At 62.2% G+C, this 25,046-nt stretch carries 23 protein-coding genes; 9 read left to right on the top strand and 14 right to left on the bottom strand.

Annotated elements, in window-relative coordinates:
- Window positions 1-3: 3 nt before the first annotated feature.
- Window positions 4-798, top strand: coding sequence for an enoyl-ACP reductase FabI (fabI, locus tag C0Z19_RS24255; protein ID WP_102612389.1), 795 nt, complete (start codon window positions 4-6; stop codon window positions 796-798).
- A gap of 251 nt (window positions 799-1,049) precedes the next feature.
- Here fabI and C0Z19_RS24250 read toward each other — a convergent pair whose 3' ends face one another.
- The 9 genes from C0Z19_RS24250 to C0Z19_RS24210 form a co-directional block, all read right to left on the bottom strand.
- Window positions 1,050-1,409 carry a PXPV repeat protein gene (locus C0Z19_RS24250; protein ID WP_102612388.1) on the bottom strand — a complete coding sequence of 120 codons (360 nt, stop codon included), beginning with the start codon at window positions 1,407-1,409 and terminating at the stop codon, window positions 1,050-1,052.
- A gap of 358 nt (window positions 1,410-1,767) precedes the next feature.
- A complete protein-coding gene (locus C0Z19_RS24245; protein ID WP_102612407.1) occupies window positions 1,768-3,054 on the bottom strand; it encodes an NRAMP family divalent metal transporter in 1,287 nt (428 codons plus the stop codon).
- Between the two features lie 88 nt (window positions 3,055-3,142).
- Entirely contained in the window at window positions 3,143-5,221 is a 2,079-nt protein-coding gene (gene tkt / locus C0Z19_RS24240; protein WP_102612387.1) for a transketolase, read from the bottom strand.
- Window positions 5,222-5,522: 301 nt separating this feature from the next.
- On the bottom strand, window positions 5,523-7,178 hold the full coding sequence (pgi, locus tag C0Z19_RS24235) for a glucose-6-phosphate isomerase (protein WP_175084093.1): 1,656 nt from the start codon (window positions 7,176-7,178) through the stop codon (window positions 5,523-5,525).
- Window positions 7,175-8,281, bottom strand: a complete 1,107-nt coding sequence (gene tal, locus C0Z19_RS24230; RefSeq protein ID WP_102612386.1) for a transaldolase — start codon at window positions 8,279-8,281, stop codon at window positions 7,175-7,177. The genes pgi and tal overlap by 4 nt, the downstream gene beginning before the upstream one ends.
- A 12-nt stretch (window positions 8,282-8,293) precedes the next feature.
- Entirely contained in the window at window positions 8,294-8,983 is a 690-nt protein-coding gene (locus C0Z19_RS24225) for an HAD family hydrolase (protein WP_102612385.1), read from the bottom strand.
- Window positions 8,980-10,428: a glucose-6-phosphate dehydrogenase gene (gene zwf / locus C0Z19_RS24220; RefSeq protein ID WP_199180792.1), complete on the bottom strand. Its 1,449-nt coding sequence runs from the start codon at window positions 10,426-10,428 to the stop codon at window positions 8,980-8,982. The genes C0Z19_RS24225 and zwf overlap by 4 nt, the downstream gene beginning before the upstream one ends.
- The gene (gnd, locus tag C0Z19_RS24215; protein ID WP_102612383.1) at window positions 10,370-11,407 is read right to left on the bottom strand and encodes a phosphogluconate dehydrogenase (NAD(+)-dependent, decarboxylating); all 1,038 of its coding nucleotides are present in this window, start codon (window positions 11,405-11,407) and stop codon (window positions 10,370-10,372) included. The genes zwf and gnd overlap by 59 nt, the downstream gene beginning before the upstream one ends.
- 85 nt (window positions 11,408-11,492) lie before the next feature.
- Window positions 11,493-12,359: a sensor histidine kinase gene (locus tag C0Z19_RS24210; RefSeq protein WP_146012135.1), complete on the bottom strand. Its 867-nt coding sequence runs from the start codon at window positions 12,357-12,359 to the stop codon at window positions 11,493-11,495.
- 351 nt (window positions 12,360-12,710) lie between these two features.
- On the opposite strand from C0Z19_RS24210, the gene C0Z19_RS24205 reads away from it, so the two are divergent.
- Window positions 12,711-13,181, top strand: a complete 471-nt coding sequence (locus tag C0Z19_RS24205; protein ID WP_102612381.1) for a PRC-barrel domain-containing protein — start codon at window positions 12,711-12,713, stop codon at window positions 13,179-13,181.
- 166 nt (window positions 13,182-13,347) lie between these two features.
- On the opposite strand, the gene C0Z19_RS24200 is transcribed toward C0Z19_RS24205, so the two are convergent.
- Together C0Z19_RS24200 and C0Z19_RS24195 are read right to left on the bottom strand one after the other, a co-directional pair.
- Complete coding sequence (locus C0Z19_RS24200) at window positions 13,348-14,067, bottom strand: Crp/Fnr family transcriptional regulator (RefSeq protein WP_102612380.1); 720 nt, start codon at window positions 14,065-14,067, stop codon at window positions 13,348-13,350.
- A gap of 249 nt (window positions 14,068-14,316) precedes the next feature.
- Entirely contained in the window at window positions 14,317-14,697 is a 381-nt protein-coding gene (locus C0Z19_RS24195; RefSeq protein ID WP_175084092.1) for a hypothetical protein, read from the bottom strand.
- Between the two features lie 182 nt (window positions 14,698-14,879).
- Between C0Z19_RS24195 and C0Z19_RS24190 the strand changes: the two genes are divergently transcribed.
- Window positions 14,880-15,902: a Crp/Fnr family transcriptional regulator gene (locus C0Z19_RS24190; protein WP_102612405.1), complete on the top strand. Its 1,023-nt coding sequence runs from the start codon at window positions 14,880-14,882 to the stop codon at window positions 15,900-15,902.
- Between the two features lie 251 nt (window positions 15,903-16,153).
- Window positions 16,154-18,136 carry an AI-2E family transporter gene (locus C0Z19_RS24185; protein WP_102612379.1) on the top strand — a complete coding sequence of 661 codons (1,983 nt, stop codon included), beginning with the start codon at window positions 16,154-16,156 and terminating at the stop codon, window positions 18,134-18,136.
- 97 nt (window positions 18,137-18,233) lie between these two features.
- On the opposite strand, the gene cls is transcribed toward C0Z19_RS24185, so the two are convergent.
- Window positions 18,234-19,622: a cardiolipin synthase gene (gene cls / locus C0Z19_RS24180; RefSeq protein ID WP_199180793.1), complete on the bottom strand. Its 1,389-nt coding sequence runs from the start codon at window positions 19,620-19,622 to the stop codon at window positions 18,234-18,236.
- 231 nt (window positions 19,623-19,853) lie between these two features.
- Between cls and C0Z19_RS24175 the strand changes: the two genes are divergently transcribed.
- Complete coding sequence (locus C0Z19_RS24175) at window positions 19,854-20,171, top strand: hypothetical protein (protein WP_102612378.1); 318 nt, start codon at window positions 19,854-19,856, stop codon at window positions 20,169-20,171.
- 1,172 nt (window positions 20,172-21,343) lie between these two features.
- The gene (locus tag C0Z19_RS24165) at window positions 21,344-22,063 is read left to right on the top strand and encodes a Crp/Fnr family transcriptional regulator (RefSeq protein ID WP_102612376.1); all 720 of its coding nucleotides are present in this window, start codon (window positions 21,344-21,346) and stop codon (window positions 22,061-22,063) included.
- 52 nt (window positions 22,064-22,115) lie between these two features.
- On the opposite strand, the gene C0Z19_RS24160 is transcribed toward C0Z19_RS24165, so the two are convergent.
- Window positions 22,116-22,547 (bottom strand): PRC-barrel domain-containing protein, encoded by a 432-nt coding sequence (locus C0Z19_RS24160; RefSeq protein ID WP_102612375.1) that lies wholly within the window; start codon window positions 22,545-22,547, stop codon window positions 22,116-22,118.
- Between C0Z19_RS24160 and C0Z19_RS28345 the strand changes: the two genes are divergently transcribed.
- Both C0Z19_RS28345 and C0Z19_RS24155 read left to right on the top strand, forming a co-directional pair.
- Complete coding sequence (locus C0Z19_RS28345; RefSeq protein WP_158243059.1) at window positions 22,546-22,701, top strand: hypothetical protein; 156 nt, start codon at window positions 22,546-22,548, stop codon at window positions 22,699-22,701. The two genes, C0Z19_RS24160 and C0Z19_RS28345, sit on opposite strands and share 2 nt — an antisense overlap.
- A gap of 50 nt (window positions 22,702-22,751) precedes the next feature.
- On the top strand, window positions 22,752-24,041 hold the full coding sequence (locus C0Z19_RS24155; RefSeq protein WP_102612374.1) for a cation:proton antiporter: 1,290 nt from the start codon (window positions 22,752-22,754) through the stop codon (window positions 24,039-24,041).
- A gap of 70 nt (window positions 24,042-24,111) precedes the next feature.
- On the opposite strand, the gene C0Z19_RS24150 is transcribed toward C0Z19_RS24155, so the two are convergent.
- Window positions 24,112-24,429, bottom strand: a complete 318-nt coding sequence (locus C0Z19_RS24150) for a hypothetical protein (RefSeq protein ID WP_102612403.1) — start codon at window positions 24,427-24,429, stop codon at window positions 24,112-24,114.
- Window positions 24,430-24,826: 397 nt separating this feature from the next.
- Here C0Z19_RS24150 and C0Z19_RS24145 point away from each other — a divergent pair, with 397 nt between their 5' ends.
- Complete coding sequence (locus C0Z19_RS24145) at window positions 24,827-25,006, top strand: hypothetical protein (RefSeq protein WP_102612373.1); 180 nt, start codon at window positions 24,827-24,829, stop codon at window positions 25,004-25,006.
- Window positions 25,007-25,046: the final 40 nt, after the last annotated feature.

Genomic DNA, 25,046 nt, shown 5'->3' with positions numbered 1-25,046 from the left:
TTCATGGGCTTTCTCGCTGGAAAACGCATTTTGCTGACCGGTCTGCTTTCGAACCGCTCGATCGCTTACGGCATCGCGCAGGCTTGCAAACGTGAAGGCGCCGAACTCGCCTTCACGTATGTCGGCGATCGCTTCAAGGACCGCATTACCGAATTCGCTGCTGAATTCGGCAGCGAACTCGTGTTTCCTTGCGACGTCGCCGACGATGCGCAAATCGAAGCGCTGTTTGCCGCGCTCAAGCCGCATTGGCCGACGCTCGACGGCCTCGTCCACTCGATCGGCTTTGCGCCGCGCGAGGCGATCGCCGGCGATTTCTTCGACGGCATGACGCGCGAGAACTTCCGCATCGCTCACGACATTTCGGCCTACAGCTTCCCGGCGCTCGCGAAGGCCGCGTTGCCGATGCTGTCGGAAAACGCAGCGCTGCTGACACTCTCCTACCTCGGCGCCGAAAAGGTCGTGCCCAACTACAACACGATGGGCGTGGCGAAGGCTGCGCTCGAAGCCTGCGTGCGTTACATGGCCGGCCCGCTCGGCGCGAAGGGCATCCGTGTAAACGGCATCTCGGCCGGCCCGATCAAGACGCTCGCGGCAAGCGGCATCAAGGACTTCGGCAAGATCCTCGGCTTCGTGGAACGCAATGCGCCGCTCAAGCGCAACGTGACGATCGAACAAGTCGGCAATGCGGCTGCCTTCCTGCTGTCGGATCTCGCAAGCGGCGTGACGGCCGAGATCATGCATGTCGATAGCGGCTTCAGCACGGTGGTGGGCGGCATGGCGGGCGACGCGGCCGAGTAAGACCGCGTAAGACCGGCTTCAAGGCGTCGATCGTCGGCGCTTGTTGGACGCGGATCAAGATCGGCAGCGCAATCAGCGCTCAACGTTTCACAAAAAAACCGCCTGCGGCGTATGCCGAGGCGGTTTTTCTTTATGTCGTTCGGCACGCGATGTCCGCATACCGAAGTTGTTCCCTGATTGCCTGTCGTCTACGATGAGCGCCAATATGCGCGGGCGATTTCACCGCAAGCGCGCTTCGGGCTCTGCGTTCGTCAACGATCCCGACCGCGGTGCCCTCCGTGCCCCCAACCGTGGCCGCGACCATGATCCCAATCCCCGCGACCATGATCCCAATCCCCGTGGTGGTGATACCACTCGTCGCGTCCCCACCAGCGCCGGCCGTCCCAGTAGCGGTCGTCGTGCCAACCGATGACGATCTGCGGTGCGACATAGACGGGCGCCGGCTGGTAAATGACGGGGGGCGGCGGTGCGTAGACCGGTGCCGGCGCCACATAGACCGGTGCGGGCACACCGATGTTGACACCGATGTCGACCCTTGCCATCGCCGCGCCAGAGGCGCCGATAGCGAGCGCACCAACCGCCAACGAAACGATGCGGGCAACGGACTTCATGATTTCACCTTTCAAATAGGTAGCGTGGTTGGATGCCACTATAGCGCGCGTCAACCAATAGGCGTATTTCAAACTTGTAACTCTTGCTGCAGAAGTTCCAACGCCGACGCGCATCGCGGCAATGTTTCCCGGATGAAGGCGCTGACTTGATTGTCTCGCTCTTGCAGACGCGCCCACCGTTTCCTTCGGATGTCAAGGAACGTCGAAACGCTTGCACTACTTGCGGGCAGGCGGTTCAGTCAAGGTCGCCGAATGCGAACAACCGCCTTGGCAATGTGTTCCGATAACGCAGGATCGCGCGTGGTTTCAGACCACGCACGATGCCTGTTGCCCTCGCGGCGCAAGAGCAGAAGCCTGCTCAGATGAAAACGAACATCGCGATCACCGCGGCGGCCATCACGCCGGTTGAAAGCCATCCCAACAATCGTAGCGGCGCAGGCGTAACGAAGGTGCCCATGATCTTCCTGTTCGACGCCATCAGCATCATCAGCACCATGATCGGCACCGATGTGACGCCATTGATGACGGCACTCCAGAACAGTGCCTTGATCGGGTCGATCGAGGTGAAGTCGAGGGCGAGGCCTACGACCGTCGCAAGCACGATGATCCCGTAGAACCGCTTCGCCATTTGCGGTTCGAGCGCAAGGCTGTTTTTCCAGCGGAAGGTGCCGGCCATCGCGTAGGCCGCCGAGCCGGCCAGGACCGGTAGCGCGAGCAGCCCCGTGCCGATGATGCCGAGACCGAAAAGCAAAAACGCGAACTGGCCGGCGATCGGTTTCAACGCGGACGCGGCCTGCGACGAACTCTGGATGTCGGTCACATGGTGTGCATGCAGCGTGACCGCGGTCGTGAGAATGATGAAGTACGCAACGAGATTGGAGAACGCCATCCCGATTATCGTATCCATGCGGATGCGGCTCAGGTTTGCAGGACCCTGCGACGGCATTTGCGTCAACGCCTGCTGTCCTTTCTTCGCATGCAGTTCCTCGACTTCCTGGGACGCCTGCCAGAAGAACAAATACGGGCTGATGGTGGTGCCGAACACGGCGACCACCGTCGTAATGTAGCCGCCGCTCCACGAGACGTGCGGGAGTATCGTGCGCACGGCGACTTCCGCCCATGGGATCCGGACCGCGAAGATCACGCCGACATAGGCGAACAGTGCCAGGGTGAGCCATTTGAGCACGCGCACATACCGGCGATATGGCATGAAGACCTGCAAAGCCAGTGAGAACAGGCCCAGCGCGACCGTGTAAGCGCGCGTGGGACCGCCGACGAGCAGATTGACGGCCGCACCCATGGCCGTCAGGTCAGCTGCAATGTTGATGGTGTTCGCCGTCAGCAGGAGGACGACAACACCGTACAGCAGCCACCGCGGATAGTGGCGTCGCAGATTCGACGCGAGACCATGGCCGCTAACGCGGCCGATCCTCGCACTCACTACCTGAATGGCGACCATCAGCGGATACGTCAGCAAGACGGTCCACAGCATGTTGAAGCCGAATTGCGAACCGGCCTGCGAATAGGTGGCAATACCGCTCGGGTCGTCGTCCGCCGCACCGGTGATGAGTCCTGGTCCGAGCTTGGCAACCCACGAATCGGCTCCGCTGTCGACTTCGGTATCGACTTTTGAAGACGAGGTCATGTCGTGTGCCATAAGCGCTCGCAGGGGTGCGCGTCACGTGAGGCGTCGCTCGGAACACCGATCGGACCGGCGCCTTGGCCTTGCATCGCTAACGGGGCAGCGCCAGCGCTCGGGCGCAGACGTTGTCGGTAGTGAAACCATACTCGCGCAACAGAACATCGGATGGCGCCGACGCGCCGAATCGCTCCACACCCAGTACCTCGCCACGTTCGCCGACATAGCGATGCCAACCTTGCGGCACGCCGGCCTCGATCGCCAGTCGCGCGCCGACCGAAGGCGGGAGCACCGCATCCCGGTACGCTTGCGGCTCGGCATCGAATAACGTCCAGCATGGCAGCGAGACCACGCGCACCGCGATGTTCTGCGCCAGCAACCGCTCACGTGCGGCCATCGCGAGCGCGACTTCCGACCCGGTGGCGATCAGGATCAGCGTCGGCTTGCCGCCGGGTGCGTCGGCGAGGATGTAGCCGCCGCGCCGCAAGCCATCGGCGGGAGCGAACTGGGCGCGGTCGAAGGTCGGCACGTTTTGGCGCGTCAGGATCAGCGCGGTCGGCCGATCGCGCGTTTCCAACGCTACGCGCCAGGCGACGGCGGTTTCGTTGGCGTCGGCGGGGCGAATCACGTTCAGGTTCGGCACGGCCCGCAGGTTAGCGAGCTGCTCGATGGGCTGGTGGGTCGAGCCGTCCTCGCCGAGCGCCAGACTGTCGTGCGTGAAGACATAGATCACCTGCAGATGCATGAGCGCGGCAAGCCGAATCGCAGGACGCATGTAATCCGAAAAAATCAGGAACGTCGCGCCAAATGGCACGGTTCCACCGTGCGCGGCCAGGCCGTTCAGGATCGCACCCATGCCATGCTCGCGCACGCCGAAGTGCAGATTGCGGCCGGCACGACTCCAGCCGCCGCCCTCGGAACCTTGCCGGTCGCGAGCGCTGGCGCCGGGAGCTTCGAAGTCGCCAAGCCCGGAGAGCGCGGTAAAGGTAGACGGATCGAGATCTGCGGAGCCACCCATGAACGACGGCAGACGCTGCGCGATCGCATTCATCACCTTGCCCGATGCGACGCGCGTGGCGATGCCTTTGACGTCGGCGGGAAAGTTCGGGATATCCTGATCCCAGCCGGCCGGCAATTCACCGCGCGTCGCATTCAGCAGTTCTTCCGCGAGCGTTGGAAACGCTTGTGTATAGGCGCGGAAACGGGTGTTCCATTCACTCTCCGCGTGTCCCCCCTGTTCCAGCGCGCGACGAAAATGGACCTGTGCGGGCTCGGGGATATAGAAAGCGGGCTCGGTCGGCCACCCCAGGTTCTGTTTGGTCAGGCGCACTTCTTCCTCGCCGAGCGGTGAGCCGTGTGCTTTGTAAGTGTCCTGCCGGTTCGGCGAACCGTAGCCGAGATGCGTGCGCACGAGGATCAGCGAGGGACGGCGCGTGTCGGCGCGCGCGTTGTCCAGCGCCTGCCCGATGGCGGCAAGATCGTTGCCGTCGTCGACAGACTGGGTATGCCAGCCGTACGCCTCGAAACGTCGCGCGCAGTCTTCCGAAAACGTGAGATCCGTGCCCGCAGAGAGCGTGACCTGATTGTCGTCGTAGAGATAGATCAACTTGCCGAGCTGCAAATGGCCGGCGAGCGAAGCGGCTTCGGACGCGACCCCTTCCATCAGATCGCCGTCGCTGACGATACCGTAGGTGAAGTGATCGACGATGTCGAAGCCCGGGCGGTTGTAACGTGCAGCGAGATGCGTCTCCGCCATCGCCATACCGACCCCGTTGGCGAAGCCCTGACCAAGCGGCCCTGTGGTCGTTTCGATACCGCGTGTCAGGTCGCGCTCCGGGTGACCGGGCGTGAGGCTGCCCCATTGGCGAAACTGTTTGATCTGCTCGAGCGGCATATCGTAGCCGGTCATATGCAGCAGGCTGTATAGCAACATCGAGCCGTGGCCGGCCGACAGCACAAAGCGATCGCGGTTAAGCCACGACGGATTTGCCGGGTTGTGGCTGAGAAAGCGGGTCCACAGCACGTACGCCATGGGCGCGGCGCCGAGCGGTAGACCAGGATGGCCACTGTCGGCCTTCTGCACCGCATCGACCGACAGAAAGCGCAGCGTGTTGACGCACAGATCATCCAGCGTCGAAGCCGCAGTCCGTGGAGTGGAAATCGCTGGGTTCATGCAAACTCTCCCTGGTTGCTGGCGACATGGGCCATACACCGTACGGGACCATGCGTCGTCATTGGCAAACCGATCCGCATTCCAGTCTCACGCCGCGCGATGCATGCAGGGTCGCAGGTATTCAGACATGCGCAGGCATGTGGATGTGGCGTCGTCCAGCCCGCTGCATGCACCATTTATCCCCTCAAGTGCAGTAGCACGTACCGAGCCAGGGCACGTCAATTGGCGTTGCCGGCAGTGCCGACTGGCCCGGCGAGCGCAGCTGTATTCGTAGCGAGCAGTATTCAGGCATAGCCGAAACTTACGATGGCGCCCTGCGCATAGAGCGGTAGCGCCGGATCAACGCATTGGTCGAGCTGTCGTGCGCCAGTTCGGACTCGTCCACGCGCTCGAGCTCGGGCGCAATGCGCTGTGCCAGCACCTTGCCCAGCTCGACGCCCCATTGGTCGAAAGAATCGATATTCCAGATCGCCCCTTGCGTAAAAACGCTGTGCTCGTACAGCGCGATCAGCCGCCCCAGCGAATCCGGGGTCAGGCGTTCGGCGAGAATGGTGCTGGTCGGGTGGTTACCCTCGAAGACGCGATGCGGCACCAGCCACCCCGGCGTCCCTTCGGCTTCGACTTCGGCCTGCGTCTTGCCGAATGCCAACGCTTCGGTCTGCGCAAACAGATTCGCCATCAGCAGGTCATGTGTATCGCCGAGCGGGTTCAGGCTCTGGCAGAAGCCGATGAAATCGCAAGGAATGAAGCGAGTCCCCTGGTGGATAAGCTGGTAGAACGAGTGCTGGCCGTTGGTGCCCGGTTCCCCCCAATAGATGGGGCCGGTCTGATACCCGACGCGCACGCCATGAAGCGTGACGTGCTTGCCGTTGCTCTCCATCGTCAATTGCTGCAGATACGCGGGAAGGCGCTTCAGGTATTGCTCGTAAGGCAGCACCGCGACTGTCTGCGCATCGAAGAAATTGCTGTGCCACACCGCGAGCAGTCCCATCAACACCGGCAGGTTACGCTCGAACGGCGCGCTCCGGAAATGCTGGTCCATCGCATGAAAGCCGGCCAGCATGGCGCGAAAGTGCTGCGGTCCGATCGCGAGCATCGTCGATAGGCCGACCGCTGAATCCATCGAGTAACGACCGCCCACCCAGTCCCAGAAGCCGAACATGTTGGCGGGATCGATGCCGAACCGGGCAACCCCCTCCGCGTTGGTGGACACCGCAACGAAGTGTCGGCGTATCGCACGCTCGTCAGCCAGCTTGCGCAGGCTCCAAGCGCGAGCGAGGCGGGCGTTGGTCAGGGTCTCCTGCGTCGTGAAGGTTTTCGAGCAGACGACAAAGAGCGTCTCCTCGGGATCGAGATCGCGCGTGGCTTCGGCGAAGTCGGTACCGTCGACGTTCGAGACGAAACGCAAGGTCAGGTCGCGCTGGCTGTAATGACGCAGCGCTTCGTAAGCCATCGCGGGGCCGAGATCGGAGCCTCCGATGCCGATATTGACGACGTTGCGAATGGGCCGATCCGTGTGACCGCGCCAGTGGCCGCTACGGACGTCTTCGCAGAAGGCGGCCATGCGGCCGAGTACCGCGTGCACGCCGGACACCACATCGACACCGTCGAGCAGAATCTGCTCGTGTTCCGGCGCACGGAGTGCGACATGGAGCGCAGCCCGCCGCTCGGTCACGTTGATGGTGGCACCACTGAACATAGCGTCGATCCGCTCTGCGAGACCGCATTCGCCAGCCAACCGCACGAGCAGCGCGATCGTCTCGTCGGTCACCCGATTCTTCGAGTAGTCGAGGTACAGACCGGCGGCTTCGACGCTCAGGCGTTCACCTCGCAGCGAATCGCCGGCGAAAAGTTGCCGCAGATGCAGGGGGCGCACCTTCCGGTGATGCGCCGCCAGCGCCTTCCACGCCGGCCGCTCAGTCAGCGGTTGAAGCTGAGGATCCCGTTTCGTGGTCACGAATGTCCCTCACGCGTTGGATTGCCCTTCTCCGGCGCGGTGCTCTTCCCGTCGATGCGACCGATGAGATCTTTCCACGACTGGTCGAACGCTTGCGCCCCTTCGCGCTGGAGTTGCGCGGCGAGCGCCACATCGTCGACGCCGGCCCGCGCGAATTGCGCGAGCACGTCCTCCGCATCGCCGCCATCGATCGGCAATACGCCCCTCAGTTCGCCATGATCGGCGAAGGCCTGAAGGGTCTTGTCGGGCACGGTATTGATCGTATCCGGGGCCGCCAGCGACTCCACATAGAGCGTGTCGGCGGCGGCCGGGTCCTTGGTGCCGGTGCTGGCCCAGAGCAGACGCTGCGGCCGGGCGCCGGCAGCAGCAACGTGTTGCCAGCGGGGCGACGCCAGCAGGTTCCGATACGCCTGGTAGGCGCGTTCGGCGATGGCAATCCCGAGGCGGTTGCGAAGCGGCGGAGGAACCTTGTCCTTCACCGCGACATCCCAGCGGCTGACGAAAATCGACGCGACGGAACCCACCCTCGGATCGAGTCCCGCGGCGATCCGTCGCTCGATGCCACGCAGGTAGGCCTGCGCGGCATCGATGTATTGCTCGCGCGAGAACAGCAGCGTGACATTCACCGGCACGCCGGCGAAAATCGACGCCTCGATCGCGGGAATGCCCTGCTCCGTGCCCGGAATCTTGATGAACAGATTGGGACGCTGCGCGGCGTGATGCAGGCGCGCAGCCGCGCTGATGGTGCCGGCCGTATCACCTGCCAGCAACGGGGACACCTCCAGCGACACCCAGCCGTCGATCCCACCCGTGCTGTCGTGGACGGGGCGGAACAGGTCGGCGGCCCGAGTCAGATCCTCGATCGCGAGTTCGAAAAACAGCGCCTCGCCGGATTTCCCTTCGGCCGTCAACCGCTGGATGGCAGCATCATACAAGCCGCCCTCCTGAATCGCTTTATCGAAGATCGTAGGGTTGGACGTCAATCCGGTCACTGAAAACTCGTCGATATAACGCTGCAGTGTGCCGTGCGTCAGTAGCCCGCGCGTGATGTTGTCGAGCCAAATGCTTTGGCCGAGGTCATGCAGTTGTCCGGTCGGCTTCATACGTACCTCCTGCTATGCGCCTGCCCTGCCGTTCCCGAACAGCGCGGTCAGATCGGCATCGGCCAGCTCGCCGATGCGCTCGATCGTGATGTCGGCCGGGGGATAGGCGGCGAGATTCGCCGGGTCCAGCGCGTAGTGTCCCTGGCGTGGGAAGATCGTCGTCAGGCGATCTTCCCAGGTCTCTTTCATCGCTGCCAGAATACGCAGCTTGTCGTCGATCATCACGTAGCGCCGGGCGGGATAACGCTGCGCAACCGCATCGAGTTGCATTTCCTTATGGATATAGATCAGCACGCGACCATCGACCGCCCCCCAAAGCCCGGAGCGCTCGATCTTGCGCGGCTGGAAGACCACATCGCCATCGGAAAGGATGACCGTCAATCCCCGGCTCCGAAGATGCCGGATGGCGTCGAGCGCGCCCGGGTACAGCACGTTGGCAAACGGGTAGTCGATGAGAAATGAGGACATCGATAGCATCCGCGTGTCGCTCTGATCTTCCAGCCGATAGCGTTGCAGCGCGCCCAGGTAGTCGGCATAACCCAACTCGGCGCGCAGGGCTTCGAAGATTTCCCAGTATCGGTCGCTGGCCGCAGAACCGAACTCGCGTGCGAGATGGGCGCGCAGATCCTCGATGACACGATCGTTGTCGAGCAGCGTGTTGTCGCAATCGAACAGAAACACCACGTCATCGGGCGCGCTCATTCGGTCGCCTCCTGCGTGACGGGATTGTGCCAGCCATCTTCGTCAGCCACGATCTGTCGCGCCGCGGCGGGCCCCCAGCTATCGGGCCTGTATCCGGAAACCGGTGTCACGTTACCGAGGACCGGTTCGACCACGCGCCAAGCCGCCTCGACGCATTCATCGCTCGCAAACAGCAATGCATCGCCGCGCAACGCGTCGCCGAGCAGACGCTCATACGGCATCATGTCGTCCCCCGTGTGGCGCCGCGCGATGAGCTCCACCGGTTCGCCGATCATCGCCTCGCCCGGCTTTTTGACACTCGCGCCTAGCGAGAGCAGGACGTCCGGACTGAGCCGGAAGCGGAAATAGTTCAACGGGACGGCCCCCGTTTCGTCGAAGACCGGGTGCGGCGGCCGCCTGAGCTTGACTATGACCTCGGTGGTCGTCACCGGAAGTCGTTTTCCGGTCCGCACGTAGAACGGAACGCCCGCCCAGCGCGGCGTGTCGATGTGCAGCCGCAGTGCGGCGAAGGTCTCGACCTGGGAGTCGGGCGCCACACCGGCCTCGTCGCGATAGCCTTCGAACTGGCCGCGTACGAGCTCCGCCGGGATCAGCGGACGCATCGATCGGACGACATCCAGCTTCTTGTCGTGGAGAGCCGGCGGACCGCCGGTTGGCGCCTCCATCGTGAGCAGCGCCATCACCTGCAACATGTGGTTCTGCACCACATCGCGAATTGCGCCCACCTCTTCGTAGAACTGGCCGCGGCCGGTCACCCCGATCCGCTCCGCCATCGTGATCTGGACACTCGCGACATAGTCGCCATTCCAGACCGGTTCGAGAAAAGCATTGGCAAAGCGGAAATAGAGAAGATTCTCGACGGGCTCCTTACCCAGGTAGTGATCGATGCGAAAGATGGCCGATTCGGGAAAGGACTGGTGGAGCGTGCGGTCGAGCGCCTGCGCGGAGGCGAGGTCGCGGCCAAACGGCTTTTCGACGATGACGCGTGCATCCCTCGCACAGCCCGATCTGGCCAGTCCATCCACCACGGTCGCGAACATGCCGGGCGGGATAGCCAGATAATGCAGTGGCCGCGCCGCACCGCCCAGCGTATGGCGCAGCTGTATATACGTCGCCTCGCTACCGTAATCGCCGGAAATGTATTGAAGTTGCGCCGCCAGCTTCGCGAACGCGGCGGGGTCGAGGCCTCCGTGCTGCTCCACGCTGTCGCGCGCACGCGCTCGAAACTGATCGAGACTCAGGTTCGCCCTGGCCACGCCGATGATGGGGATGTCGGGGTGACCGCGCCGGATCAAGGCCTGCAGCGCCGGGAAGATCTGTTTGTATGCCAGGTCGCCCGTCGCGCCGAAGAACACAAAAGCGTCTGAATGCGAAGCCGGCATTCGATCATCCCTTCTGCGTGTCCGGCTGATCAGCGGTCTTTTCCACGTGGCCACCGAAATCATGCCGCATAGCGGACAGCACCCTGTCGGCAAAATCGGCCGCGCCGCGCGAACTGAAGCGCTCAGAGAGCGCGATGCTGAGGATCGGTGCGGGCACGCCTTCGTCAATGGCAGCCGAGAGCGTCCAGCGCCCCTCGCCCGAATCCGACACGCGCCCCGTGTAGTTTTTCAGTCCAGCGTCGTTCACGAGTGTCGCGGCAATAAGATCCAGCAACCACGAGCCGATCACGCTGCCACGGCGCCAGACTTCCGTCACCTCGGCCAGGTCCAACTCGTACTGGTAGTGCTCGGGGTTGCGCAACGGCGTCGTCTCGGCATCCGCATCGCGCGCCCGCTTGCCGGCATCGGCATGGCGCAGGATGTTGAGCCCTTCGGCGTAGGCCGCCATCACGCCGTATTCGATGCCGTTGTGGACCATCTTGACGAAATGACCCGCACCGATCGGCCCACAATGCAGATACCCCTGCTCAGCAGTGCTGTTGCCCTTCTTGCGCCCGGGCGTGGGCTGCGCCGCGTCGACGCCGGGAGCCAGCGTAGCAAAGATCGGCGCGAGATGCTGCACGACGTCTCTTTCCCCGCCGATCATCAGGCAGTAGCCGCGATCAAGTCCAGCGACACCGCCGCTCGTTCCGGCATCCACGTAGTGAATCTGTCGCGGCGCCAATGCCGCGCTGCGCCGGATGTCGTCCTGGTACCAGGAATTGCCACCATCGATGAGCACGTCGCCGGATTCGAGAAGCGGCACCAATCCCGCCAGCGTCGAATCGACCACTGCCGCGGGCACCATCAACCAGACCGCGCGCGGCTTCGCCAGTCGAGCGACCATGTCTTCGAGTGAAGACGCACCTGTGACACCTTGCTGGAGGAGCTTCTGGATGGCCGCCGGCTGGACGTCGTAGACGACGCATTCGTGGCCGCCCCCGATCAGGCGCCGCACCATATCGGATCCCATGCGTCCCAATCCGATCATACCGAGCTGCATGTTGCCACCTCCCTGCGAATGCGACGCTGCCCCCCCGAGACGGCGAACGCGGCTCGCCAGTCCGTCGCGCCTGGTCTGACGCCGCTCAGCGCGTCGTAACGATTGGCAGTCTGAGCGTGAATTCGCTACCGGCACCCGGCCCGGCACTCGTCGCCGACACCGTCCCGCCGTGGGACTCAGCGACCGCTTTTACGACAGCAAGACCCACGCCCATGCCGCCGCCGCTAGCCGAAATCGTCCTGCTCGATTGCGCAAACAGTTCGAAGACATGCGGCAGGATGGCCTCCGAAATGCCGAGTCCGTTGTCCCGAACGGAAACAATCAGCTCGATTCCCTCGGCCCGCGCAGTCATGCTGATCTCGCCATCGGCGGGCGTGTACTTCACCGCATTGTGCAGGAGGTTGGCGACAGCCTGCGCAAGCCGTACCGGATCGCCCTCAACGCGCAATGGGCCGTCCGGCATATGCACCGTAAACGTCTGCCGTCGCGCGGCAGCCGCCGACGCGATCATCTCGCATGAATCGGCCAAAATGGTAGCGAGATCGACATTGAGCTTATCGAGGCGGAGCCCGCCCTGACCGACTCGCGTCGCGTCCACGAGATCTTCGGAAAGTCGCGCTATCTCGTTGGTTTGCCGCTCGATCATGTCAAGCATCCGAAGCATGTCGGGGCGATCCGCCAATGCCGAGCGCATGATGTGGGCGCCAAATCGCAACGGAGTCAAAGTCCCGCGCAGTTCATGTGCGACCATCGCCAGGACTTCGTTCCTGAGTTGTGGCGCATGGCCGTTGTGAGCCGGCCATGGGGAGTCGTTGAGAGCAGGAACGCCGCCCCGTTGGGCCGGCGATTTCATGATTTCGTCCGCTAAAGGATGTTTAAAGCCAGAATCGTCGGGAGACGACCGAAAGAACACCGGATGCGCTGACATGTTCATCCTCATTTCGCGCAACACGAGGCGCGATGAAATAACGGGCCCACCGAATGGCGGACCGTACAGTCGCTACGAAGGCCCGCGGCGCAGCACCGTTCACCGGAGGTTCGCAAACGCCTGCGTCGGAAGAGCGAGCCTGAGTCGGCCGATACGAGCAGGTTTGAATCAGCACAATCGCATGGAGGATGGGGTGGGTCTGTACGGTGACGGTCAGATCGGCAAAAAGGCTCGGTCCGCGTGGATTCGCCAGGTACCTTTTCGGGACCCGGTACGGCACCGTACCGATTTCTCTTCCCGGTTGCCTGCATCGTTGCATCGTCACCACCGGGCGCTCTGGATCTCCGTTCTCGATACCCGGCTCAGGAGGAAATCATGACCACACTCGACCCGACCATTCGGCCTTCGACCAGCAGCACAGGTGCCGCGATTGTCGGCAGCGGGACCGGTGCGGGGCCTGGTCCCGACGTGATGGCGGCGGACACGCTAAAACGCAATAAGCTCTTGACCTCTGACCGCGTGGAAATCGGGAGAATTTCCGAAATCATGCTGGACGTACGCAGCGGCCGGATCGCCTATGCCGTGCTGGCAAGCGGCGGGTTTCTGGGCATGGGGGAGCGGCTTTTTGCCATTCCGTGGAACGCGCTGACGCTGGACACGGACGAAAAGTGTTTCCGGCTGGACGTCACCGCAGAACGCATCAAGAATGCACCCGCCTTCGACAAGGACCATTGGCCCGCGATGGCCGATGAGCAGTGGGGTTCGTCGCTTCACCAGTACTACGATCGCGAGCCGTATTGGTTGACCACGCAGGACGTTGCCGGGAATCGCCCGCCCGAACACTGAAATGCACTCGGCAGCCACACAGTCGCCGATGATGTCTCTGGAATACCGATTCGTCCGTGGCGGCTTTCACGCTGAGACGAGGCCATCGGGATCGCACAACCGGCAGGCCGACGGTGAGCGATCCTCCTCCTCGCTCGCGTGCTCTCGCGTGCTGATAGCACGTCACCTATAGCGCTTTCAAGTCAGGCAACAGCCGATCGAACTCTCGTTTCACGACGCCATAGCATTCGCAGACACGTTTTTCCAGCCCCGGTCGATCCAGCACCTCGATGTGACCGTAGCTGTAGCGGATCAAGCCTGCCTCCTGAAGTTTCATGGCGGCTTCGGTCACGCCTGGCCTGCGCACGCCGAGCATGTTGGCGATCAGTTCCTGAGTCATCTTCAACTCGTTGGACGGCAGCCGGTCGATGCTCAGCAGCAGCCAACGGCACAACTGCTGATCGATCGAATGATGCCGGTTGCACACCGCGGTCTGCGCCATCTGCGTGATCAGCGCCTGGGTGTACCGCAGCAGTAGCCGCTGCATCGGCCCGGCGCGATGGAATTCCTCCTTCAGAATTCGCGCATCCAGCCGGTACGCCTTGCCCGCGCTCTGCACGACCGCGCGACTTGGCGTGGTTTCGCCCCCCATGAAAAGTGCAATGCCGACCACCCCTTCATTGCCGACGATTGCAATCTCGGCAGATGCGCCGTCCTCCATCACATACAGCAGCGAGATGATCGCAGTCGATGGGAAATAGACATGATGAAGGCGGTCGCCGGATTCGTAGACGACCTGCCCCAATGGCATATCCACCTCCACCATATGCGGGCCAATGCGTTCCCACTCCGCTTCCGGCAAGACCGCAAGCAGGTGGTTGTCATGAGGTTGAGTTGTGTTCGACATAAGTACGACGTTTCGACGGGATGAGGCCAGCGCACGCCTGCCGAACTTCCAGCCGTTCACGTCAGCCGGCGAATGGCGCCGACCGCTCAGGAACAAGACGGGGAATGGGCAATGCGAGGGAAGTCTACCGGATGAAGGGGGTTGTGCTTTGACCGATACCGTACATCCGGTTGGCCAAGATCGCCCTGCTTCTGCGCTCGAATGGCCTCGTTGCACAAGCCGATTCAAACAGAAACATTTTCAATTGCTTCAGGATGCCCCGTCGTCCTCTTGCGCTTCGATGTCCGGCGGCGCACGAGGTGCAGGTTGTGGCAACGGATCGAGTTCGAGGCCGCCCCCCGGAAAGACGACCCGGAACACTTCAAGCAACTGCGCCACGCACCGGCGTGCGTCGTCGGGCGCATTCGCGTCCATCACCTCGACGAGGTTGACGAACACCGCCAGGAATGCGTCGGAAACCGGCGTTTCGCGCGAATGCGCGCGCAGATAGGCACAGTAGCCAAATACATGCTTGATGAATTCGACCTGATGAGCCGCAAATTGATCGTCGTCGAGCGGAGTGGAAACGACGGCCAGGGTGCGGTCGGAAAGCGAGAAGGGAAGACGGACAAATGAAGGCGAATCGCTCATGCGGCTATCCTAAGAAGTGCACGAGCGCGGCATGAATGCAAAAGGCATGAACCTGGCATCACGACAAGAGGGTGCGTATGCTATAAGTGTCGAACGGATTTGACACATTGACCCGCTCGTCACTATCTCATTGCGCTCGGTCAATGTCAAATAAATTTGACACTTTCTTTGGCCAACCCACGATGCAGTTCGATTGGTATGAGTTGTTCGATGAGTTGAAACGCAGAGGCCAGTTCGCCAGCGATGCCCAACTGGCCGAGAGCCTCGCGCTCACGCGCGCGCAAATCTCCGCGTGGAGGACCGGCAAGAGCGACCTCGGGACGTTGACCAAAATCAAGATTCTGGATGCGCTGGGCCATGACACATTGCGCTCGGCAGTGCTGAGCCTGCTGCCCGAGAAGAACCGGGAGGAGCAGATTCGACAGCAGGCGCTCCTCATCGCGAGAGTCCGCCGGCGAGATCATGCGCTCGATGGCGGATCCACGAGTTCGCGTGGGACTGCCGGCCCCCGCTCCCACCTGAATTATCTGCTGGCTGCACTGCCCCGGGACGAGCGCGACCGTATCGAGCCGCATCTGTCGCCGGTGGCCATGCCGCTCGGCCAGGTGGTTTACGAGTCGGGCGACCATCTCAGCCACGTCTACCTGCCTACCACCGCCATCATTTCGATGCTGTACGTCATGGAAAACGGCGCGTCGGCGGAAATCGCCGTGGTAGGTCGCGACGGTCTTCTTGGGGTTGCGCTGTTCATGGGCGGCGAGACCATGCCGAACCGAGCGATTGTGCAAAGCGCCGGCGAGGCGTTCCGCTTGAGCGGCCAGGTGGTGAAGGAGGAGTTCGCGCGCGGAGGCGCAATACAGCGTCTGTTCCTGCGCTACACGCAGGCGCTGATCACGCAGATGGCGCAGACAGCCGTGTGCAACCGGCATCACTCGATTGCGCAGCAGTTCTGCCGCTGGCTGCTGCTAAGCCTTGATCGTCTGGACTCGAACGATGTGCGGATGACCCAGGAACTGATAGCGAACATGCTGGGGGTACGCAGAGCCGGTGTGACAGAGACAGCAAAGAAGCTTCAGGAGGACGGCGTCATCCGTTATAACCGGGGGCTGATCGAGGTATTGGACCGCCACGCCCTCGAGGCGCAGGTTTGCGAATGCTACAAGGTAGTCAAACGCGAAAGTGACCGCCTTCTGAACGCACTATGACCGGACGGCGCAGAAGTTGCGCGCCCGTTCACTGTACGCTGTCGTACGGCATCCGCACGCCCGATGGCGTAGCGTCACACTGATTCCGCGAGATCGCGAGGGATATTATTCCGCTTACCGCCGCGTTCCGGCTGTCGCAAGCCGTTGCGCGCTCCGCGTTTCTTTCGACGTGCTACCCGGGCTATTCGTCACTCCCCCGCTCTAGCCGGAATCACCCGCGAAAATGAGTGCATTTGCGAGCACCGGCAGTCATGTCCAAGTCGATGGAACCGCGTCCTACGAGGCCGGCAACGCAAGTCGGGCCTTCTGAAACGCCGGGCGTGCAGGGCTTGATCACGCTCGCCGTCGGGCTGGCGGTCGTCGCGAGCCTCTATTTTGCGCGGGAGATTCTGGTCCCCGTCACGTTCGCCATTCTGTTGAGCTTCCTCGTTTCGCCGCTGGTCAATGTTCTGATCCGCATCCGGCTCGGACGTATCGCTGCGGTTTTCGTCGCCGTATTGATTTCACTCTCGGTGATCGTCCTGCTTGGCGGCGCCATCGCCACCCAGTTGAGCAACCTCGCTGTCGGCATTCCCCGGTATCAGGCGACGATAGAAACGAAGATCGATGCGGCCCGCGCGCTGACGCTTGGAAAATTGAACGATCTGGCCGCCGCCGCTGGCGATGCGCTTCAACAGGCAACAACCCGTCACCCACAACCCACTCGCGAGCCCGCCTCCGCTACGTCCGCGAACCCACCCACGGCCGCGCTTCCGGTCGAGGTGCGCGAGCCGGTTCCCACCGCCTTTCAGCTTATCGGGCGCGTGCTGGCCCCAGCCGTCCGTCCGCTTGAAACGACCTTCATCGTATTCGTCGTCACTATTGTCATCTTGCTTCAGCGCGACGATCTACGGGATCGAGCGATCAGGTTGTTCGGCTCACGAGATCTGCACCGCACGACGACAGCCATGGACGAGGCCGCGCGGCGCCTCAGCCGGTATTTCGTCTCGCAACTTGCCGTGAATACCGGGGTGGGTGTGGTCATCGGCACAGGCCTGTTCTTCATTGGCGTACCCAATCCCGTGCTGTGGGGCATTCTGGCCGCGCTGTTGCGCCTTGTGCCCTACGTGGGTATTTGGATATCGGCACTCCTGGCTACCGTACTCGCAGCCGCAGTCAGTCCCGGATGGTCGATGGCGATCTGGTCGCTCACGCTTTTTCTGACGGTCGAGTTGCTGGTCGGTCAAGCCGTCGAGCCCTTGCTATACGGACATAGCACGGGCCTCTCCCCGTTTTCGGTCGTCGTTGCCGCGATTTTCTGGAGCTGGATATGGGGGCCTGTGGGACTCATCCTGTCCACCCCGCTCACGCTTTGCGTTCTGGTTCTCGGTCGCCACGTTACCCGGCTCGAATTTCTCGACGTGCTGCTCGGCGACCAACCAGCGCTGACCCCGATCGAAAATTTCTACCAGCGCGCGCTCGCCGGCGACCCCGATGAAGCACTGGAGCAAGCGGAGATCCTGCTGCGCGATCGGTCGCTCTCCACCTATTACGACGAGGTCGCCATCAAGGGATTGCAGCTTGCAGCCGACGATGTAATGCGCGGCCGTGTCACAGCCGCACAACTGACTCGAATCCAGAACGCTGCGACGGACCTCATCGAGGGTCTGGACGGCTTCGCGGATATTGAGCCGACACCGGCCGCTGCCGATGACAATCCGAGCGCGTTGGCGCCCTCCGGCGCTGAACACGAGGTGCCGCCCTCCCTCATCCCTCCCATCCCGCCGACCGACGCAGACACTTCGATCTCGCAGCGCGCCGACAATCAGATTCTTTGCATAGCAGGAAGGGGCCCGCTCGACGAATTGGCATCGACGATCCTCGTTCAGCTTCTGAGAAAGCACAATCGCGATTGTCGGGTCGTCCCGGACGATGCTGTCTCGCGCGCGCGAATCGCCAGTCTGGACGTCACCGCGGTGACGGTGGCGTGCATCTTCTATCTCAGCATCGAGGGTATTCCATCGCACTTGCGCTACCTGCTGCGACGCCTGCGGCAACGCTTGCCGAACGCATCGATCGTCGTAGGCCTGTGGCCGGCGGACGGAGCGGATCAGTGGAGCGAAGACCTTCAGAACGCGATCGGCGCCGACCACTACGTTATTTCCGTTCGAGAGATGGTCAGCGCATGCCTTGCCGCGACGGGCACAGTCGGGGCAGTCGGCCCTCAACCTCAAGACGAAGGCGTGACGGGGTAACAGATAGATCCGGCGCGATCGGACTTCGCCGATGCGTCGTTCAACAGACCGTGAGCGCCGCCGCACGATCGCGGCCTTACGTGGCACCCGCAAGCGACTATAGAAGACGGCCCCACAACCGGGCTGTCCACTCTTTGAGGCGCAGTATCAAGGACCTGTGCTTCCAGCTCTCCTGACTGATTTCATCGGAGGCGGCCATGTCGTCGGCGAAAGCGGTCTCCATTCTTTGCGCGAATGTCGGACTCAAGATGACTGCATTGATTTCATCGTTGTCCAGCGCGCTGCGCCAATCGAGGTTGCTGGAACCGACACATGACCACACGCCATCCACGATTGCGGTTTTCGCGTGCAGCAGCGCGCCCCGCCGCTCGTAGATTTTGACGCCCGCGTCCAGCAGAGCCTGGTAGTGCGAGCGGCCGGCATAAAACGCCGATGCCGAATCGGATTTGCCGGGCAGAATCAGTCGGACGTCGACGCCGCGCTTCGCAGCGTCGACCAACGCCTTGACCAGTTGCGGATCAGGGACGAAGTAGGCGTTGGTGATGTAGACACGTCGTTGCGCATTGGTGATCGCTGCGATGAGCATCAGGTAAATGAGACTGAACGGATCATCTGGCGTGCTTCCAACGGCGCGAACGATTTCCTGGCCCTGAGGCAACAACGCAGGAAAATAGTGACGATCGGTCAGCGGTTTTCCGTTCTGCCTGTTCCAGCTGACCATGAATAGTTTCTGAAATTCAGCGACGATCGGGCCGCTGATCTGCACGTCGGTGTCGCGCCATCCGAGCGCTGCGGCGGCGCCGGTCGAGTCCGAACGACGTTTACCGGAAGATCCGCTCGAGTAGACGCTACTGATGTTGATGCCGCCAAGGAACGCAGTGCGCCCATCGACAATCAGGAGTTTGCGGTGATCGCGATGATTCAGCGTCCAGGCCTTGTGCGTCGACAACGGATTCACCGGATTGAATTCGACCACCCGTATTCCGGCGGCCCGCAGTCGATCGAAATACGATTTGGGCGTGCCAAACGCACCGACGCTGTCGTAGATCAGATTCACCTGGACACCGCGCGCTTGCTGGGCGATCAACACATCGGCGAAACGTCGGCCTACTTCACTGTCGTCAATGCCGAACGTCTCCAGGTTGATGTGATCTTTCGCCGCGGCCATGGCCGCAAACATGGCCTGGTACGTCGTCGGACCATCCTGCAACAAGCGGACCTGGTTGCCGACGACGAGCGGACTGCCCGTGATGGTTTGCGCGAGTGCAATCTGCTTGTCCAGAAGCGTCGTATCGTCGGCGTTGCGTTCGAGGTTCGCGACAATGGCAGCGCTGCGTTTCGCCGATAGCGGCCCCCACGCAGTTTGAAAACGCGCCGCCTGGGCGGCGTAGCGATCGCCCAGGAACCAGGTATCGGGCAGGCTTGCGCAACCGCCTGCGATCGTCAGGCAGCAGGCTGCGGTCGCAATGCCCTTCAGTACTCGCATCATCATCGACTTCCCCGAAGCACCGCCGCGCATTCCTCCGATGTATTTCGCCTGATCCGCGCGATGCGTTACCTGCAAGCATCCGGGACCGACGGTCGCAGCGTCGTATTCGAACTGCACGCGGTAGGTCGTGCTGACTTCTTCGGCTCTGTCGATACACAGCCCGAAAATACGCGCTTCCCGACCGCAACAGGGCTACACTCGAAACAGATCCAACCCGGGAGCAGCACCATGGCCGACGCTAACCCTCAAAGCACGTTTCGCGGTCTTCCCTTGACCCCGGAGCAAGACGCAGAAGTCAGGCATTACATCAAAAGGAAAAAGCAGCACGGCGAGCCGTGGGACACGCCGGAGCTGAAGGCCATGCTTGAAGACATGCTGTCGCCCCCGGACAACGAAAACGGAGAACCGGGCGCCACCGTCGACGAAACCAGGGCAGCCACGGAGCGCGCGACGGCTTCCATCGATGAGGACATGGAACCCATTGAGGCGAGCGAGGAACGCAATGCGGCCATGGAAACCGAAGGTATGAAGGGTCCCAAACGTTGAATCGCGGACCACGCCGCGACGTGATGACTCCCGGGTCGCCACGGCGGCCCCCGTGGCGCTGCACAGGCACAGGCGTGGGTCATTCCGGTCGTGGTCGGCCACCGCGCGACGAGCACGTGAACCAGGGGTTTATCTCAAGCCGAAATAGCCGAGGACAAACAGAATAATGACTACAGCTCCAACGATCCATATGATGTTGTTCATGACAACTCCTTTAAGTGAGAAACCCGTCTGGTCTGTTCTGCGGCGCGACGCGTAGGCCGCAGAGCCGCACTGACGAAGCTGGCAGCGGTATCCGGCGTTCTGCCATGACGAAGACTTGCGCGGTTGTGCCGGATATCGGTTTCGAATGCGCTTGGGAGAAAGGCCCGGCCCGGGGATATGTTACGTAACCGGTGCGTCTCGACTTTCGTCGGGTTACCCGGCCACACGCCTCCCGCACCCTCGATGAATGACCGACTTACCATCCTTCTCCCCGCCGGGGCCCATGCGGCTCCTCGTCGTTCGAACGCCTCGACCGATTCATGTTTTCGCCGCCGGAGGAGCGGCCTTGATGCCACCCACTGTCATGACGATCGCCATAGTCGCCGCCATACCCCCCGTTGCGATCACCGCGATTGCCGTCGCCGGGTACCCAAAGGCATCCGGCCAGTGCGGCCGTCATAGCCGCAGCAGACAAATAGATCGACATACGCATGTTGCTCTCCTTCCCGGTTGCACTCGGGCGTGGCACTTCGCTCGATCGATCGGCGACGAATGACAAAATCAATTTCCACTGATCCGGGCCAGGTCGATGATCGTGAAGAGAGAGATCACGTACGAATGAATGCTTGTAAGAGTCATCTTCATGTCAACGAGATGGCGTGTCTGTACGCTGAAGGACCTTTGCCGAGCCAGTGCGAACGGCGGACCGGCGTCGCCATTGAGGATCCCGGGGGCGATTTCGCAGGCGCTACGGGGACAGGTTGCGCCGGCTCGCCAATATCGGTTCCAGATCGAGCGTGCGTGGTCGCGCACACCTTGATGAGACATGTATCGACACTATAATTTTTGGACGCCGATTCGGGTTCGAGCGGTCATCCCGGATTTGAGTGGCTCGTCTTGCCGATTGCTGCTGCGCCCCGTCGGCCGGATCCTCCGTCGTTACCCGGGCGCACGTGCAGGAGCCAGGCATGCCGGACACCCCGCTCTTCATCGAAAATCACCTGCTTGCCGTGCTACCGGAAGACGAGCGTGCCCGCATCGGCCCGCACCTGACGCTCGTCGAGATGCCGTTGGGAAAAGTGCTGTACGAATCGGGCGGCCAGCTTCATCACGTCTACTTTCCGACCACGTCGATCGTTTCCCTGCTCTATGTGATGGAGGACGGCTCGTCCGCGGAAATCGCGATCGTCGGCCACGAAGGCATGATCGGCGTCTCGCTGTTCATGGGCGGCGAAACCACGCCGAGCCGGGCCGTCGTGCAATGCGCCGGGCAGGCCTATCGGCTCGAAGCGACCATTCTGAAAGCAGAATTCCGGCGCGGCAACGCGATGCAGCGCCTGTTGCTGCGCTATACGCAGGCGCTCATCACGCAGATGGCACAGACCGCGGTGTGCAACCGCCATCACTCGATCGATCAGCAACTGTGCCGCTGGCTGCTGCTCAGCCTCGACCGGCTTCCTTCGAACGAACTGCGCATGACGCAGGAACTCATTGCCAACATGCTGGGCGTGCGTCGATCGGGCGTGACGGAAGCGGCGTTGAAGCTGCAAGACGCGGGGCTCATCCGCTACAACTACGGCCATATCGAAGTACTCGACCGGGCAGGCCTCGAAAAACGCGTCTGCGAATGCTACGCCGTGGTCAAGCGCGAATTCGATCGCCTGCTTCCCGATTTGAAGCGACTCTAGCGGTCATTGCGCGGCATCGTATTGGCCTGATGCAGATCTACGGGACATGGTGTCATTCGATCCAGTAGGGCGTCCGGTTGTAGTACTGGTGAATCGACAAACCCCACGGCGATGGCGTCATCGCCGGCCGATGCTCGTCGTCGAAACCCGGGGTGGCGTTGACATGAGCGGCGGTCACATCAAGATGGAAACATTTGCCGTCGGCATCGTATTTCATCGCGTTCCACGGAATGGCGCAAAGCATCTCGCCAATGCCTCCGCTGGAAACAACCACGTAGGCAATTCTGCTGCCATGCAAATCGAGCACGATGTCGAACACCTTTCCGATAGCCTCACCGTCCGACGCGATGATCTTGCTGTCCTTCAATGCATTCGCGGTCGTGACCACATGACCGCCGTCGTCGACGGCGTCGCGTTCGGCAGCGCTGCCCCCCTTCCCCTTGCTGTCATCCCCAGACCTATCGGGGGTGTGGCGCATCCTCATGATCTCCTCCTTGGATAAGATCCAGGAATACCCATTGCGTGCACCGTCCGCACATCGACAACGGTACTCGTCGCACGAGGAAACGCTGCGCGTGCAGGCAGCGGAAGTCGGTACGGTTCCGTACCTGAATGGCGGTCTGCTTTGCCGGCCCTAGGCGTTTGTCCGGCGCAGCGAGTACGAGGTTATCCATGGAGGGAATTCAAAGTGAGCGAAACGATCGGATGCCTCATCTTCGGATCCCTGCTGATTTTCATGGGGCTTATCGGATCGTCGCTCAAGCGCCTGCCGCTGAGTGCTGCCATGGTGTATCTCGGGATCGGATTTTTGATCGGACCGTCCGGCGCCGATTTCCTGTCGATGACATTGCCGGATGACGTTACGCGTTTGCGCATCGCCGCCGAAATCGGCCTGCTGATCTCGCTGTTCGCCGTCGGCCTGCGGCTGCGTGTCCCGCCCGCCGATCGCCGTTGGATCCTGCCGCTGCGACTTGGCGTCGTCGCGATGATCTTCACCGTTGCGGCGATCGCCGCGCTCGGTGTGCTGGTATTGCATTTGAGTCTCGGCGTCGCGGTACTGCTGGGCGCGATGATCGCGCCGACGGACCCCGTGCTCGCCCATGAGGTCGGCGTGCGCGACGCGGGCGACGTCGAACGGGTGCGTTTCTCATTGTCGGGCGAAGGCGGGATCAACGACGGCACTGCCTATCCGTGCGCCATGCTCGGCCTGCTTTTGTGCAGTTCCGGCACGACTTCGGAAGCGCTCTGGCGCATGGTTGGCGGCATTGCATGGGGCATCGCCTCGGGTGCGGGCGTCGGCTGGTTGCTCGGCTTCGCCACCGCCAGGCTCGTCGCGTTCCTGCGCAGCCGTCACGGGCAAGCGCTCGGCCTCGAAGGATTCTTCTCGCTTGGCCTGATCATGCTGTCGTATGGCGTGGCGCTCGGCATTCACAGCTACGGATTTCTGGCCGTGTTCGCCGCGGGCGTCGCGATGCGGCGCGTCGAGCATCTCACGAGCGGCCGGAAAACGCCGAAGGAAGCGGTCGGCGTGGTGGACAGCAAGGATATCGAGGCCACCTCCACCCATCCCGAGAAAGCGCCTGCATTTGTCGCGGAGTCGGTCATGGGATTCACAGTCGAGCTCGAACACCTCGCCGAAGCGGGACTGATTCTGCTGACCGGCGCCCTCGTTTCCCGCTACTGGGCGGACATGCTCACCTGGGCAGCCGCGGGCCTGGTCGCGATATTGCTGTTCGTGATCCGGCCGGCCGCGACCCAACTCGCGCTGATCGGCTCCCGAGCGTCGCATCACCAGCGCCGGTTGATCAGTTGGTTCGGCATTCGCGGCGTGGGGTCCCTGTACTACCTCACGCTGGCGCTCGAGCAAGGGCCACGCGCGCAATTGTTGCCGCTGGTTCCGTGGGTGCTGTCCATCATCGCCGTGTCGATCGTGCTGCACGGCATTTCAGCAGCGCCGCTCATGCGCCGCTACGCGTGAGACCGGCAACGGCGGCAGGCAACCCGGCCGGGAAACCCACAACAGCGGGACGACAACGTACGTCCCTGCGTCAATTGTCGTTGCCGTGTCCGGCGGCTCTGGGTTTGTGCCGCTCGTCCCCTACTCCGGGAAAGAACGCATCCCACGCGTCTCGGACACCTTCCGCCGCGATGGCATCCCCGGCAATGGTCTCGAGTTCGCCCGACTTGGAAGGGTCGGCGCGCAAGCCTCGCCAACGATGAAAGGCGAGCATGGGCTTTTCGGTCCATTCGCCATCGCTGAACTTCGCAAATGCTGTGTCCCCGCTCACGAGTTGAACCTCATACCATCCGTCGCGCACAGGCGCATATTGGTCGAGCGGAAACCACCGGGTAGATTGGGTTTTCATCATTTCCTCATGTGTCTATGGATGGTCGTACACTACAAACGTATGCTCAATCGTCCGATGCTTCTGCTCGGATGTTTTTGCTTGCGCCACCGACATTAAGCGCGCACACTGCGAACACCTGCCAGTTTATGTCAAGGCATCGGCGCACTCGAACCCTTCGACGCCCACAGTTGCCCTGGCAGGAGCAAATCCGGCGACCTCTGCGACGGCGCCGCGCTACTCGATCATCTTCCTGAATGGCGATCCGCACACGGCGGCGCTCTCACTCAAGCTGACGATTCAATTCGGCAAAGACATCGTGGACGGCCACCGTGCCCCTCCTGCGATCTGATCTGCCCGCCGCATCCGGTTCCGCACGGCACTTTGCTGCGCAGTGCGCACCACTTAGGAGTGATCCATGAAATATTCTGTAAGCACCTCACTTGATCGACGCGATCAAGCGACGCGGCAAAAGCACCGGGACGATCTGGCTCGCGCCGACGTCGAACGCGCCGAAAAGCGCGTCCACCAGGATGCCAGCATCGATTCGAATGCGAGCAAGTGGCGTTATTCGCCTCCCGACGGTCGGGCGAGATAACCGACGCTCGTGCCTCACTCCGGTTGCGTGCCGGCGCCGC

Source organism: Trinickia soli (assembly GCF_002879855.1).
Taxonomy (GTDB): domain Bacteria; phylum Pseudomonadota; class Gammaproteobacteria; order Burkholderiales; family Burkholderiaceae; genus Trinickia; species Trinickia soli.
This window is presented reverse-complemented; position numbering and strand designations above follow the sequence as displayed.